Annotated in this window: 11 protein-coding genes; 7 read left to right on the plus strand and 4 right to left on the minus strand. The window is 64.0% G+C overall.

Annotated features, from left to right (window positions below; genetic code table 11):
- Positions 1 to 47 precede the first annotated feature (47 nt).
- Together BUA26_RS13500 and BUA26_RS13505 are read left to right on the plus strand one after the other, a co-directional pair.
- A complete protein-coding gene (locus BUA26_RS13500) occupies positions 48 to 2,435 on the plus strand; it encodes a 3-hydroxyacyl-CoA dehydrogenase/enoyl-CoA hydratase family protein (RefSeq protein ID WP_072761334.1) in 2,388 nt (795 codons plus the stop codon).
- Between the two features lie 108 nt (positions 2,436 to 2,543).
- Entirely contained in the window at positions 2,544 to 3,749 is a 1,206-nt protein-coding gene (locus BUA26_RS13505; protein WP_072761335.1) for an acetyl-CoA C-acyltransferase, read from the plus strand.
- A gap of 131 nt (positions 3,750 to 3,880) precedes the next feature.
- On the opposite strand, the gene mddA is transcribed toward BUA26_RS13505, so the two are convergent.
- Positions 3,881 to 4,660 (minus strand): methanethiol S-methyltransferase, encoded by a 780-nt coding sequence (mddA, locus tag BUA26_RS13510; protein ID WP_072761336.1) that lies wholly within the window; start codon positions 4,658 to 4,660, stop codon positions 3,881 to 3,883.
- Positions 4,661 to 4,828: 168 nt separating this feature from the next.
- Here mddA and BUA26_RS20610 point away from each other — a divergent pair, with 168 nt between their 5' ends.
- On the plus strand, positions 4,829 to 5,023 hold the full coding sequence (locus BUA26_RS20610) for a hypothetical protein (protein ID WP_072761337.1): 195 nt from the start codon (positions 4,829 to 4,831) through the stop codon (positions 5,021 to 5,023).
- A 143-nt stretch (positions 5,024 to 5,166) separates the two neighbouring features.
- On the opposite strand, the gene BUA26_RS13520 is transcribed toward BUA26_RS20610, so the two are convergent.
- Positions 5,167 to 6,078, minus strand: coding sequence for a LysR family transcriptional regulator (locus tag BUA26_RS13520; protein ID WP_072761338.1), 912 nt, complete (start codon positions 6,076 to 6,078; stop codon positions 5,167 to 5,169).
- A gap of 353 nt (positions 6,079 to 6,431) precedes the next feature.
- Here BUA26_RS13520 and BUA26_RS13525 point away from each other — a divergent pair, with 353 nt between their 5' ends.
- Both BUA26_RS13525 and BUA26_RS13530 read left to right on the plus strand, forming a co-directional pair.
- Positions 6,432 to 7,316 carry an alpha/beta fold hydrolase gene (locus tag BUA26_RS13525; protein ID WP_072761339.1) on the plus strand — a complete coding sequence of 295 codons (885 nt, stop codon included), beginning with the start codon at positions 6,432 to 6,434 and terminating at the stop codon, positions 7,314 to 7,316.
- 80 nt (positions 7,317 to 7,396) lie between these two features.
- Positions 7,397 to 8,164: an MBL fold metallo-hydrolase gene (locus tag BUA26_RS13530; RefSeq protein ID WP_072761340.1), complete on the plus strand. Its 768-nt coding sequence runs from the start codon at positions 7,397 to 7,399 to the stop codon at positions 8,162 to 8,164.
- 94 nt (positions 8,165 to 8,258) lie between these two features.
- Here BUA26_RS13530 and BUA26_RS13535 read toward each other — a convergent pair whose 3' ends face one another.
- Positions 8,259 to 9,308, minus strand: a complete 1,050-nt coding sequence (locus tag BUA26_RS13535; protein ID WP_072761341.1) for a hypothetical protein — start codon at positions 9,306 to 9,308, stop codon at positions 8,259 to 8,261.
- A gap of 515 nt (positions 9,309 to 9,823) precedes the next feature.
- Here BUA26_RS13535 and BUA26_RS13540 point away from each other — a divergent pair.
- On the plus strand, positions 9,824 to 11,944 hold the full coding sequence (locus tag BUA26_RS13540; protein WP_143154275.1) for an autotransporter family protein: 2,121 nt from the start codon (positions 9,824 to 9,826) through the stop codon (positions 11,942 to 11,944).
- Between the two features lie 182 nt (positions 11,945 to 12,126).
- Here BUA26_RS13540 and BUA26_RS13545 read toward each other — a convergent pair whose 3' ends face one another.
- Positions 12,127 to 13,149, minus strand: coding sequence for a hypothetical protein (locus tag BUA26_RS13545; protein WP_255368350.1), 1,023 nt, complete (start codon positions 13,147 to 13,149; stop codon positions 12,127 to 12,129).
- A 419-nt stretch (positions 13,150 to 13,568) separates the two neighbouring features.
- Between BUA26_RS13545 and BUA26_RS13550 the strand changes: the two genes are divergently transcribed.
- The gene (locus BUA26_RS13550) at positions 13,569 to 15,149 is read left to right on the plus strand and encodes an SDR family NAD(P)-dependent oxidoreductase (RefSeq protein WP_072761343.1); all 1,581 of its coding nucleotides are present in this window, start codon (positions 13,569 to 13,571) and stop codon (positions 15,147 to 15,149) included.
- Positions 15,150 to 15,205 lie beyond the last annotated feature (56 nt).

Consider the following 15,205-nt stretch of genomic DNA (forward strand, 5'->3'; position numbering starts at 1 on the left):
TCTTTCAGTCACCCGTTTCACTCTCGTTTGCACCCTCGGAGAAGCCAATGACCGCTGCATCCTCACCCACCTCGGCGCTGCGCATCCGCAAGGCCGCCGTACTGGGCGCCGGTGTCATGGGCGCGCAGATCGCCGCGCACCTGACCAACGCCGGTGTCGAAACCGTGCTGTTCGACCTGCCCGCCAAGGAGGGCCCGAAGAGCGGCATCGCGCTGAAGGCCATCGCCAATCTCGCCAAGCTCTCGCCTGCCCCGCTGGCCGACAAGAACTTCGCTGCCGCGATCATCCCCGCGAACTATGACGAGGACATGGCGCATCTGAAGGACGTCGACCTGGTGATCGAGGCGATCGCCGAGCGGATGGACTGGAAGCTGGACCTGTACAGGAAGATCGCGCCGTACATCTCCGCCACTGCCGTGCTCGCCAGCAACACCTCCGGCCTGTCGATCAACGGCCTCGCCGAGGCGCTGCCCGAAGAGCTGCGCCATCGCTTCACCGGCGTGCACTTCTTCAATCCGCCGCGCTACATGCATCTGGTCGAGCTGATCCCGACCAAGCTGACCGACCCGGCCGTCATCGAAGGCCTCGAAGCCTTCCTCGTCACCACCGTCGGCAAGGGCGTGGTGATCGCCAAGGACACTCCGAACTTCATCGGCAACCGCATTGGCGTGTTCTCGATGCTGTCGGCGATGTATCACACCGACCAGTTCAAGCTCGGCTTCGACACCGTCGATGCGCTGACCGGTCCCGCGCTCGGCCGCCCGAAGAGCGCTACCTATCGCACTGCGGACGTGGTCGGCCTGGACACCATGGCGCACGTGATCAAGACCATGGCCGATACCCTGCCCGACGATCCGTGGCACCAGTACTTCAAGGCGCCGGTCTGGTTGCAAGGCCTGATCGACCAGGGCGCGCTGGGCCAGAAGACAGGCGCCGGCTTCTACAAGAAGGCCGGCAAGGACATCGTAGTGCTCGATCCGGCAGCAAAGGATTACCGCGCGTCCGAACAGAAGCCGTCCGATGAAGTCGCCGCGATCCTGGCGATCAGGGACCCCGCCGAGAAATTCGGCAAGCTGCGCGCGTCGAGCGACCCGCAGGCGCAGTTCCTGTGGGCCAGCTTCCGCGACCTGTTCCACTACACCGCCTATCACCTGGCCGATATCGCCGATACCGCACGCGATGTGGATTTCGCGATCCGCTGGGGCTACGGCTGGAAGCTCGGTCCGTTCGAAACCTGGCAGGCTGCCGGCTGGCAGCAGATCGCCGGCTGGATCAACGAAGACATCGCCGCCGGCAAGGCGATGAGCAACGCGCCGATGCCGGCGTGGGTCACGGATGGCCGTAAAGGCGTGCATGGCAAGGATGGCTCGTACTCGGCCGGCGCCAACGTCGACAAGCCGCGGTCGCAGCATCCGGTCTACCAGCGCCAGCTGTTTCCCGATCCGCTGATCGGCGAGAAGTTCGACCAGGGCACCACCGTGTGGGAAAACGACGGCGTGCGCCTGTGGACGCTGGGCGACGACGGCGTCGGTATCCTCTCGTTCAAGACCAAGATGAACACGGTCAACGACTTCGTACTCGATGGCGTGCAGCACGCGATCAAGCTGGCCGAGGAAAAGCTCAAGGCCGTGGTGATCTGGCAGACCGGAGAACCGTTCTCCGCCGGCGCGGACCTCAAGGGCGCGCTGGGCCTGCTCAAGGAGGGCAAGATCGCCGATTTCGAGAAGATGGTGGAGAACTTCCAGCGCACCAGCATGGCGATCAAGTACTCGCTGGTGCCAGTGGTGTCCGCCGTGCGCGGCATGGCGTTCGGTGGCGGCTGCGAGTTCCAGATGCATTCGGCGCGCACCGTGGCGGCGCTGGAAAGCTACATCGGCCTGGTCGAGGCCGGCGTCGGCCTGCTGCCGGCCGGCGGCGGCCTGCATGAACTGGCCGTGCGTGCCGCCAAGGCGAATCCGGGCGACCCGTTCGAGGAACTGAAGAAGGTGTTCGAGACCGTGGCGATGGCCAAGGTCTCCGCCAGCGCGTTCGAAGCGAAGAACCTGGGCCTGCTGCGCGACAGCGACGTGGTGGTGTTCAACGCCTACGAACTGCTCTACGTGGCCAAGAAGGTGGCCAGTTCGCTGGCTGAAAGCGGCTACCGTCCGCCACTGCCGGCCCGTGCGATTCCCGTCGCCGGCGACGTCGGCACCGCCACGTTCAAGGCCTCGCTGGCGAACCTGCAGGCCGGCTACTTCGCCTCCGAGCACGACGTCGACATCGCCACGCGCATCGCCGACACCTTGTGTGGCGGCGTGATCGAGCGCGGCTCGACCGTCGACGAGGAATGGCTGCTGGCGCTGGAGCGCAAGCATTTCGTGGAGCTGGCGCAGACCGAGAAAACCCAGGCCCGCATCGCCCACACCATGACCACCGGCAAACCTTTGAGGAACTAGTGAGCGCGCCTCGCGCGCAGGAGTGAGAAACGAGAGCGGTAGCGCAAACGCTCCCACTCATTTCTCACGCCTCTCCACTCTTTACTCATCCCATTCTGGAGTTTCCCCATGACCAAGCAAGTGCAAGACGCCTACATCGTCGCCGCCACCCGCACCCCGGTCGGCAAGGCGCCGCGCGGCGTGTTCCGCAACACCCGTCCCGACGACATGCTCGCCCATGTGATCCGCGCCGTGATGGCGCAGGCGCCGGGCATCGACCCGCACCGCATCGGCGACGCCATCATCGGCTGCGCCATGCCTGAGGCCGAGCAAGGCATGAACGTGGCGCGCATCGGCGTGCTGCTGGCCGGCCTGCCCGACACCGTGCCCGGCGTCACCATCAACCGCTTCTGCTCGTCCGGCCTGCAGGCCGTGGCGATGGCCGCCGACCGCATCCGCCTCGGCGAGGATGACTTGATGCTCGCCGGCGGCACCGAGAGCATGAGCATGGTGCCGATGATGGGCCACAAGATCGCGATGAACCCGGCGATCTTCAGCAACGAACACATCGGCATTGCCTACGGCATGGGCATCACCGCCGAGAACGTGGCCAAGCAGTGGAAGGTCAGCCGCGAGCAGCAGGACGCATTCTCGGTGGAAAGCCACAGCCGCGCACTGGCCGCCCAGGCTGCCGGCGAGTTCAACGACGAGATCAGCCCGTTCGCGCTGGACGATCACTACCCCAACCTCGCCACCCGCGGCATCGTCACCGACAGCCGCCGCATCGACTCCGACGAAGGCCCGCGCGCCGGCACCACGCTGGAAGTATTGAGCAAGCTCAAGACCGTGTTCCGCAACGGCCAGTTCGGCGGCAGCGTCACCGCCGGCAACTCCTCGCAGATGTCCGACGGTGCCGGTGCAGTTCTTCTCGCCAGCGAAAAGGCGATCAAGGAATACAACCTGCAGCCGCTGGCCCGCTTCGTCGGCTTCTCCGTCGCCGGCGTACGTCCCGAAGTGATGGGCATTGGTCCGAAAGAAGCGATCCCCAAGGCACTCAAGCAAACCGGCATCACCCAGGATCAGCTGGACTGGATCGAACTCAACGAGGCCTTCGCCGCTCAGGCCCTGGCCGTGATGGGCGACCTCAAGCTCGACCCCAGCAAGGTCAACCCGCTCGGCGGCGCCATCGCGCTGGGCCACCCGCTCGGCGCCACCGGCGCGGTGCGCATCGCCACCCTCGTGCACGGCATGCGCCGCAGGAAGCAGAAGTACGGCATGGTGACGATGTGCATCGGTACGGGCATGGGCGCGGCGGGGATTTTCGAGGCGCTCTGACCGTCATTCCCGTCATTCCGGCGAAGCGAGGCTCGTGTTGCCGGGACAGGAAGCCGAAGTAGACGTCGGAGGCAACCCGAAGAAGCGGATGGCAGAGTCCACCCGCTTCTTTCTGCGCCGACGGACTGCGCTCAATGCGCCATCCGTCGAGGCGATGGCTTTGCCACCTCGTGGTGCGGGCGCGGCCACGGGCACAGCATAGGCACTTCGCCTTGATAGCGGCGATAGTCCTCGCCGTGTGCGACGATCAGGTCGCGTTCTTCGAGGTACTTCACCGCGATCAGGATGTAGCCGGTGCTGGCGGCAGCGAACAGCAGGTGCCCCGTGCTCATGTGAGGCGTGGCCCAGAACGCGATGATGAAACCGAGCATCAACGGATGCCGCACGATGCGGTAGTAGAAATGCTGCTTGAACTGCAGCGGCGCGCAGGGCTGTCCGCGCGCGCTCAGCCAGACCTGACGCAGACCGAACAGGTCGAAATGGTTGATAACGAAGGTGCCGCTGAGCACCAGCAACCAGCCGAAGGCGGACAGTGCGTAGAGCAACCATTCGCCCCAACCTCCCGTCACGTTCCACACCGTGCCCGGCAGCGGCCGCCACTGCCAGAACAACAAGATCAACGCGAGACTGGACAACAACACAAATGTACTGCGCTCGATCGCTGGCGGCAGCAGACGCGTCAACCACGTCTTGAAGCCGCGCCGAGCCATGCCGCTGTGCTGTACGGCAAAGATGCCCAGCAGCACAAGATCGACGACCCACATGGCGGCCGTCGCCGGCCCAGCCGACAGCGGTTGGCTCACAGTTTTCGGGAGCAGCACGTCGCCAACGAAACCGATGGCATAGAGAAACGTCAGGAAGAACACGACGTAGCAGATCGCGCCGTAGCAAAGGGTGAGTAACGCTCGCATGGTCGGTCACCTCCCGATGGCGGTTTCAAACCCGAAGCACGACACGTCACGCACGCAGACAAGCCGTGCTGCCAGTCATCCGAGCCTAATCACGCTGTGGCTCCGGATCAAGTCGGACAGACCGCCTATCCCTCACGACAAATGGCATCCGATATGCGGAGGCGCAAAATGGATTCTTGCGGCCAAAGCAACCGTATTTCGCTGTTCACCCTGCCCGACCGCTTCGTCGACTTCTGCGGCGTGATGCGCTTCGCCACACTCGTGCATGGCATACGCCGCAAGAAGCAGAAGTACGGCATGGTGACGATGTGCATCGGTAATCGGTACGGGCATGGCGCGGCGGGGATTTTCGAGGCGCTTTGATCGATTTGCTCGCCATTTCGGCAAAGCCCCAAAAGGGCGATGGCGGGAAGTGCTTTTGACGGCGAAGCGGGTCGCCCGACGACCGGAAACAGAAACGGTGCTATAGGATATGACGCCGTCTTTCGACCAGGCCATCCCGCACCTCAATGCTTCGCCTGCTCCACGTGCGTCCGCAACGCATCCACAAAAACCTTGACCTTGAGCGCCCGCTGCGTCGAAGCGGGGAAGACGGCGTAGATGCCGCCCTCCGGCAGTCTCCACTGCGGCAACACGCGAATCAGCCGACCGGCTTCGATGTCCTCGCTCACGGTGAAATCGGTCATCACACCAAAGCCGGCGCCGGCCAGCACGACTTGCTTCAGGGCGACCACCGAATCGGCAGTGAACACCGGGATGAAGAAGGCTTCCTCGGTTTCGCCCTGTGGTCCGGCGAACGTCCACTGGACTGGCTTGTTGAGTACCGAGAACGCGGCCATCGGTCGCCCCGACAGGTCTTGCGGGGATTTCGGAAGGCCGCCTGCACGCAACAGACCGGGGCTGGCAACAAGCCGCAGGGAAAAGCTGCCCAGTTTCACCGCCTGATGGCTGGAGTCGGCCAGCCAGCCAAGCCGTATGCCTACGTCGACGCGCTCGGCGACCAGATCCAGCACGCGGTCTGCGGTGATGAGTTCGATGCGTAGCGAGGGATACTTCTGAGTCAGCGCAGCGGCAACCGGTGCGACCACCGTAGCGGCATAGTCCATCGGGGCGGTGACGCGCAGAGTGCCGGTGACTTCGCCGCCATGGCAGCGCGCGGATTCGATCGCCGCTTCGGCTTGCTCGACAATCGCGCGGCTTGCCTCATAGAAGGCTCGGCCGGCTTCGGTCAGGCTCAGGCTGCGGGTGGTGCGTACCAACAAGGTGGCGCGCAGCTCGGCTTCGAGCTTCTGGATGTGCGTGGTGACCAGCGCCCTGGCGACGTCGAGCCGCCGCGCGGCGCCAGCCAGGGTCCCCGCTTCGACCACCGCGACAAACACTGCCAGCCGGTTGAGGTTGATGCCGCTGACTTCGCTCATGAGGTCGTTCGCTCGGGGTGAATTGGGGGTCCAGGGGGTGGGCATCTTACGGGCAATAGACATGCATATCCGCATGTTCGTACTTGGATGCGAATGGATGCTCCTCAAGAAAAGCATCTTGCTCATCGCATCGTTGGGGACGAGACGTGGGGAACGATGACAGAGAGCGCACGAGACGGAGATAGTGAAATGTGTGACGCGCCGCCGTGATTTGTGCCGCGTCGGGAGCGAAGTCCCTTCATCCATTTATCATCGTTCGCTCGCAGCGAATTCTGTATGCAACGATGGGTACTTATGGGTGCCGGGCCTTCGCTCCACCATATGCATACCTTGATGCGAAAGAACCCGTAACCATGAACATCCCTCAGATCACTCATCACTACGTTGAGGTCGATGGCCTCAACGTCTTCTATCGGGAAGCCGGCCCCAAGGACGCGCCCACCTTGCTGTTGCTGCACGGCTTTCCGTCCGCATCGCATCAGTACCGCCGGCTGATGGATGCGCTAGGCGACCGCTATCACTTGATTGCGCCGGACTACCCGGGCTTCGGCTATAGCGATGCCCCCGTGCCGGCAACGCTGGGCGGGCCGTTCGCCTATAGCTTCGACGGCTTGGCGGATGTGATGGAGGGTTTCTGCCGCGCACTCGGGTTGGATCGCTTCGTGCCCTACATGTTCGACTTCGGTGCGCCGGTGGGTTTTCGCCTGGCCACGCGCCATCCGGAGTGGATCGAGGGTTTGGTGATCCAGAACGGTAACGCTTACACCGTGGGTCTCAGCCCGGTCGCGCAGGAGTTCACGGCGATGAAGCCGGGCGTGAAAGGCGCCGAGGAAGGTGTGCTTGGCCTGCTGACGCTGGAGATGACCCGCAGCCAGTACCTCACGGGAGCGGCGCGCCCTGAGTTGATTGCACCCGATGGCTGGACCATGGATCAGCACTTTCTCGACTTGCCGGGCCGATCGCAGATCCAGATTGATCTCGCGTTGAACTATCACTCCAACGTCGCCTTGTATCCGCAATGGCAGGCATGGCTGCGCGAACATCAGCCGCCGACGCTGATCTTCTGGGGTCGTCACGATCCGTTCTTCGTGGAAGCTGGCGCACACGCTTATCTGGACGACGTAACGGCGGCCGAATTGCATCTGCTGGATACCGGGCACTTCGCGCTCGAGGAATGCCTGCCTGTCGTCGCCCCGTTGATCGCGGACTTCGTCGAGCGCCTCGGCGGTAGGCCCTAGCCCGTTATCGAGGCCAGGGTACGGTCCTCTCTTGCAAACATTTGTAGCTCGCAACATTCCCCATAAAGGATTTCACCTCCATGAAAGTTGTTCTCACCCTCATTGGCGGCCCGACCGCGCTGATCGAAGTTGCAGGCACAAGGCTCCTTACCGATCCGACCTTCGACGAACCGCAAGCCTATGATGCGGGCACCATCACCTTGGTCAAGAAGACCGGGCCGGCGACAGATCCGGCATCGCTGCTGCCCATCGACGCCGTGCTGCTCAGCCATGACCAGCATTGGGACAATCTCGACCATTCGGGGCGAGCCTTTCTCGCGCACGCACCGCGCGTACTCACCACTCCCGCTGGCGCATCCCGGCTTGGCGGCAGTGCCGAGGGGATGGATATCTGGGAAACCGTCGCGGTTCAGGGGTCGGATAACAACGGCGTACGAGTGACGGCGACTCCCGCACGGCATGGCCCCGTGGGTATCGAACCCATCAGCGGCGATGTCGTGGGCTTTGTGGTAACTCCCGAGAACTCCAGCGGCAGCATCTATGTGGCGGGCGACACCGTTTGGTACGAAGGCATCGCAGCGATCAAGGACAAGTTCGACATCCGGCTGGCGATTCTCTTCACGGGCGCGGCGCAACCGCGCGGCACGTTCCATATGACCATGGGCAGCAACGATGCCATCGAGTTCGCGCACGCGTTCCCGCAAGCCAAGATCGTCGCCATCCACAACGAAGGCTGGGAACATTTCATGGAGAGTCAGGGCCAACTTGCCCGATCTTTCGCGACGGTGGGTCTGGCAAGCCGGCTGACGAGCCTTGAACGAGGCGTTCCGGTCGCGTTCGAGATTTGACGCGGATGAACATGTCCTTTTCCATTTGCGCAACCTGCGGAACTTCGACGCAGCGTCTATCCGACTTGCGGACGTCGGTCCGGAAGCCCTCGCTTCAGTCCGTCGGCCATGGCGCGGCCTTCCAGCAGGCGCTGTAATACTTCTTCAAGTCGTCCCTGACCGGATCGAGTTCGAAGAGGAAGCCGTTGCGGAACGATTTGTTCTTGCCGTCGACCCATGCGCCGATGGTGCGCGCGAGCAGCAGGTGGCCGATCTGTGTCGGTGGATAGTCATGCGTCATCGTCAGCGAATCGTCGACGGCGCGGGCGCCGCCGGACGGCTGCAGAAGAGTCTCCTGCCGATTGATCTCGATGTAGGCACGCGTGCCGCGCCGCAGGATATCCCTGGCGGCTGCGGCACCGACCATGTCGAACGAGGTGATCGTGAGCTGGCCCGGCCGGCACTGGATGACCAGCCGGTGCCGACCGTTGCGGTCCACCTGGTCGAGCGTCACCGACGGCGCCGGCGGCGACAGCGACGACTGCACGGTGAGCGGGAGCCGGGCGTTGTTGGCCAGCCCGGTCGAGATCAGCAGGTCGGTGGTCAGCCACAGCACCGGATCGCGGGACGTTGCCAGCTGCGTGTTGAATGGGCCGAGGTCGATGTCCATTTCCTTCAGGTACGCGGCAACCTCCTCCGACGTCTGCGCGGCCATCGCGTGATACGAAGGAAGGCCGATGCGATCGCTGCCCGTGGGCGCCCAACGGTAGAGCCCGCCGAAGTACGCGTAGCTGCACGCGCCGACGCAGGTGGCCGCCTTGCTGACCTTCGTCGCGAGACGGCTGCGCCGTGGCGTGCCCAGGTGGGTGACCATCGCGCTCTTGCGGAACAGCCGCCCCAGCGCCATACCGGCATGCAGATCGCCGTCGGAAGCATCCAGGTAGATGTCGGAGCCGACCGGGATCTTGCCTTGCTGCACCATCGCCTCGAACCGTTGCGGTGCGCCGGCGTCGATGACGCCATAGAGATACACCTGCGGAACCTTGGTGATCGCCAGGGTCATGCGGTCGTTGTTGAGCTGGATGGACAGCTGTGCGGCCGCCTGCCCTTTCGAATTTTTTGAGGCCGGCGCCTCGCTGCCATGTGCATGGGAGCCCGCCGCCATGAGGCAGGCAGCCAGCCAGAGGCCACATCGCGCCAGATGCCGGTGCGACCCGCGCCGGCCGGAGGAACGTTCAACCGCATGATCGTGATGCACTGCCGGTCCCTTGGTTCAAACCATGGAGTGTCTTTCGTCGCAGATGTCCTGCGAGTGAACGTCGATACGCCGCCGATGCAGAGCGCCCTGCACGCCCGCATCACGTGGGTGAGTGCCTAGTGGCGCCGGCAGCAGGACAAGTCCGGCTGCTTTTCGCATCCATCCGCCTGACGCAAGACATTCGCGGCCGCATAGTCGGCCGGACACGGTGCACAGGCGCCGGTCGTCACTCAGAGCAACAGCATCGGCTGCGCGGGCACTTCGTCTGTCGCGGCGAGGAGAGTTGTTCGCGTTTCCAGGTCACACACGTTTACCTCCGGGGTGATACGCCAAACGGGGACTGACGAGCGTTCCGCACCTGCTGACCCAGTGGGCCATGCAAAGCCGCGAGCTCCGTTCGCAAACCCTGCAGGACATTCCCCGTGAAAAAAACATTCTTGATCCCCCTCCTCGGCACGACCATGTTGGCCTGGCTGCCATTGACCGTGGCCCGCGAAGTTGTCGTACTGCCCGGCGTGGTCAATCCGGTCGGCGTCGCCAGCGGCGTCGATACGCAAGGCCCCGGCCTGCTCACCGTCGGCGCCCAGGACATCAATACGGGCAACGATCCCGGCGGCGCGATCACCACGAACGCCGCGAATACGGCGAGCATCCTGTTCAACAACAGCTCGACGGTGACCGGATTCGTCGGCGCGGTCGGCACCACCTTCCTCAATATTTCCGCCGGCGCCAATGCCAGCACGGTTACCTTCAACGGCCCGGTCTACTCGACAACGTTCTCGGTAGCGGGCACCGGCACGGTCAATTTCTACGGTGGCTTTACCAGCAACACCGGATCGACGATGGATTTTGCCGGCGACGGCTTCATCAATGTCGGCGCGGGTCAGACCGTCAAGGCAGCCATCACCAATTCGGCGGGAGCCGGTACCGGCACGTTGACGCTGCATGCCAACAGCATCCTGGACGGTGCCGTCGGCGCCGCGAGCGGACTCAAGCAGATCAACGTGGTCGGCGGCAATGCGCTGATCACCGGCCAGGCGAATGCCGCAGCCTACTCGCTCGATACGAATACCCTCAATGTGGCAGGCGCCTTCAAGATTCCAGTGGCGGGCACCATCAACACCACGATCTTCAGTCCGTCGCTCTACGGCAAGATAGTGCCGGTTGGCGCGGCCACCATCGGCAACGCGTTGCAGGTCAACGTGACCGTCACCGGACCGATTCCGGTAGGCAGCATTTTCAACATCGTCGATGCCACCAGCGGCACCAACGGCAGCACCGTGACGGCGACCAGCAACACCACGCGCTACCTGTTTTCGGCGGCGCCCACCACGAACGGCAAGGTGCAGATCATCGCGACCCAGATTCCACTGGCGACCGTCGTGGCCCCGGTAGCCAATCCGACGGCCCCGATCATCGCCCCGGTCATCGACGCCCTGCCGTTGACGCCGACAACCGCACCGCTATTGACGGCGATCACGTTGCTGCCGAACGCTGCCGCTGTCGCCGGTGCACTGGCGCAACTCCAGCCCGGTGCGGCCAGTCTCGCCGCGCCGCAGGCGAGTTACCGCATCACCCAGCAGTTTCAGGGGCTGTGGGCCGCGCACATGGAAAGCATCCAGCTGCCGTGTGAGCAGAATGATCAGCCCGATGACCGAAACAAGCAGCGTCAGGACAATGCTGCAGCATGCCAACCCGACAAGCGGGATCCGCAACTGTGGGCGGCCGCATTCGGCTTTGCCGGTACGCAGCGCGACAACAACGGATACGAGGGATATACCGACAATGCTCATGGCGCGATGCTCGGTCTGGACATTCCGCTCAGTCGGGCAACCACCGCCGGTGTCGGTGTCAGATACGCCCGCTCCACGCTCGACGGACTCGACTCGCAGAGTCGGGGCAACATCCGCTCCTACCAGGCAACCGCCTATCTTGGTTACGCGCCGGGCCCGTGGTTCGTCAATGCAGCCCTTGTGTATGGCCGGGATGACTACTCCAGTTCGCGCCGGGTCGTGTTTCCGGGCACCAGCGAGACGGCGCGAGCCGACTACAGTGGCCATCAGTACACTGCGTTCGCTGCGACCGGCTACCACTTTTTCGTGGGCGACGGGCGCACCGTCATTACGCCAACCGCCACACTGCAATACACCCGCCTGAAAATTCCCGGCTACAGCGAAGCCGGTGGCAATGCCGTCAATCTCAAGGTCGATGCGCGGAGTGACGATTTCCTCCAGTCCGGCCTCGGCGTGAAATTCGCCCGCGATCTCGCCGGCTCCGGCCCGCTGACCATACGCCCGGAGGTTCATGCCAACTGGCTGCATTCGTTCCGCGGCGAAGCCATGAGCGGTACGGCAGCCTTCGAAAGCGGCGGTCCGTCATTCACGGCCACAGGCGTCAAGCCGGGACGGGATCTCCTTGACCTGGGCGCTGGTTTACTACTCGCCAGCAGCACAAGGTGGTCACTGGAAGGCACTTATGATTACCAGCTCAACCACAGCTACCGATCGGGCCAGGTCATGGTCAAGTTGGCCCTGGCTCTGTGAGGACAGATTCCATGCCGGATGGCGCGATCTGATGGATTGAAGCGACTCGGATGCCGCAGCTAGCGTGTCGGCGGCGTCCGGGCCTCCATCATTAGGGGGCGCACAGGCATGCCATGAAGGGCGGGAACGACTTGGCCCTACCGGCCATGGGTGGCGTTTGTATTGAGCCGCCCAACCCTCGCTCAGCCGAACGCAGTGAACGCCGGTGCAGTCTCCGCAACGCTTGAGCCGCTGCGACGCCAGCCGTGCACGAACGTGCACAGCCGGCCGCCCACGACGGCGATCACGGGACGCACGGTCAGTTGCAACGCCGGGAATGCAGTCGGCGACATGGCCAGGCCGATCTGGTGTTCAGCCCGCATCCGCGCGGCCTTGGCGGCGAACCATGCCTTGGGACCGACGAGCAGGACGCCCGACGCGGACTCGGCATGGCGTGAATTCTCTATGGTCTCGCGCAGGCGACCGAGATGGCGCTCGTTGAACGCCTGTGCCAGGGCTTCGACCTTGAATGGCGAGGCCACGTATTCGTCCAGCAGGCTGCCCAGCATCGCCGCCACGCGCAAAGCGATCTGGCGATTCGCGCGCTCCCCATGCGATGCACCGGCGCAGCTTAGCCAAGCGCCTTCGATAGCGTCGACCAGCGTGTGGAACTCTGCCTGATTGAGCGGACGTTGCTGCAGCGGCGTATGCCGGCGATCGATCAGCCACGCTTGATCCGCGGCGGGCAACGCATGCGAGCGATGGGCGGCGCGATGCCGTGCCTCCTCCGTCGACAGGCCTTCAGCGACCTCCAACTGCGCGGCGAGAGCTTCCTGGGTCAGCGGCTGCGCACGCGCCGTGCCATCCGCGTGATACCAGCGGCGGTGCTCCAGCGTAGCGACATGAAACAGCCCGCGGGGCGGTCGCACCATGGCGCGCGCCTCGGCAGCATGGTCGAGCGCAGGAACCATCGAACGGAGCCCGGCCGCATGAGCGGCCAGCACGCGGTCAAGCAGCACCTCGGCAGTCACCAGATGCTGATGGCAGGCCGTCCAGCGATCGCTGCTTTCGGTCGTCGGGAAATAGACAAAGCGGATGCGGGGAACATGCGGGAGTGCACTGGAGCACCCCATGCCGGCGAATTTTTTGGCGCCGTGGCAGCCTTGCCCGGCGATCCGGCGCCCGATCGGTAAAGCCCGGTGCGCGGTGGGCAGATCCACCAACATGAGGTCAACTGCCGGATTTGAAACCGGATTTGAAACAGAGATGGGTGGCGCCGTTACGGCTGCTCGCACATTCACAGCAACGCTTGCTTGCACACTCACGAAACGACCTTCGGCGCGATGGGATGAGCATGGCGCGGAGCTCCGCAGACGCCATATGTCCCGAATATTCATGCCATCTCTCCTCGATAGCCACGACCCTACTTTTGCACGAGCCATGCCACTGAAGTGTGCGGTGGCCTGCAGTATCTGCGCTCCGAGGTTGCGGCGAATGCGGCGATATGGCTGCAGCCGTGCGACCGGTTTTCCCCGAAGTGCGGCCGGAACAGGCAAAATACCCGGTTGGCGATGCGCGATTCCGTCTTGCTGCCTGCAGCAGCGGCGTCGCTGCGTCTCGCCCCACTCGATGACGGAAGACACTCTTGACGACCACAACGGCTACCCCGCCCCCGCCGGACGACACCGATAGCGCACTGCTCGAGCGCCTGCGCGCTGCAGCGGAACTGCTGGAATCGGTGGCGGCCGATCGGCAGCTGCTGGACCGGCTGCCGGCGGATGACCGCCAACGTCTGCACCAGGCGGTGGCGAAGGCCTATCACCCCGATCCGGTCGCCCGCCGGATCCAGCTGAAGGCAGCCGAGAAGGCGCGGCACGCGTCGAAGATCCAGGCCGAGGACACGGTGCTCAACCAGACCGGGATCCGCGCACTGCGCCGCAAGCCGGTGTTCACCACGCCGAACGTGTTTGCACCGCAGGGCTTCGAGGCGCACGACATCGCCCCGGATGCCGACGCCGCACAGCCACGCGAATCGGTCGAGCCGAAGCATTGCTATGTGTGCAAGCAGAAGTACTCGGCCATCCACTTCTTCTATGACCAGCTGTGCCCTAGCTGCGCCGCGTTCAACTACACCAAGCGCACCGAACTGGTCGATCTGCACGGCCGTGTGGCGCTGCTGACCGGCGGCCGCGTGAAAATCGGCTACCAGGCCGGCCTGAAGCTGCTGCGTGCCGGCGCCGAACTGATCGTGACCACGCGCTTCCCGCGCGATTCGGCGGCACGTTACGCCGAGGAGCCGGACTTCGCCGAATGGGGGCACCGGCTGCAGGTGTATGGACTCGACCTGCGCCACACGCCCAGCGTTGAGGCGTTCTGCCAGGAGCTGGTCGCCACCCGGCCGCGGCTGGACTTCATTATCAACAACGCCTGCCAGACCGTGCGGCGGCCGCCGGACTTCTACGCGCACATGATGGAAAGTGAGACGGCTGCGCTGCACGATATGCCGGAACACGTGCGCAAGCTGGTCGGCCATTACGAGGGATTGCGCAGTTCGCACATCCTGCCCGAAGCCGATACTTCCGCGACGACGCTAGCGCATCGTGGCTCGAATCTCCCCGGGCTGACCCGCGCCGCCGAACTGTCGCAGCTGCCGCTGCTGCCGGAGGAGTTGCTGGCGCAGAGCCACCTGTTCCCCGAGGGTCGGCTCGATCAGGACCTGCAGCAGATCGATTTGCGCCAGCGCAACTCCTGGCGGCTGCTGATGGCCGAGGTGCCGTCGGTGGAATTGCTGGAGGTGCAACTGGTCAACGCGATAGCGCCGTTCATCATCAACGCGCGGCTGAAGCCGCTGATGCTGCGCACGCCCGAACGCGACAAGCACATCGTCAACGTGTCGGCGATGGAGGGTCAGTTCTATCGCAGCTTCAAGACCACTCGCCACCCTCACACCAACATGGCCAAGGCTGCGCTCAACATGATGACGCGCACCTCGGCCACCGATTACCACAACGACGGCATCCACATGAACAGCGTCGACACCGGCTGGGTGACCGACGAGGATCCCGCCGAGCTGGCCGCGAAGAAGGTACTGGAGGAACGCTTCCACCCGCCGCTGGACATCGTCGATGGCGCCGCGCGCATCGTCGACCCGATCATCAGCGGCATCAACACCGGCGAGCACATATGGGGACAATTCCTGAAGGACTACCGCCCGACGGATTGGTGAGTCTCAAAACGGAAAACGACATGCCCAGCGTTTTCGGCGCTGGGCATGTGTTGGCA

The organism is Rhodanobacter sp. OK091, from assembly GCF_900142825.1.
Classification (GTDB): Bacteria; Pseudomonadota; Gammaproteobacteria; order Xanthomonadales; family Rhodanobacteraceae; genus Rhodanobacter.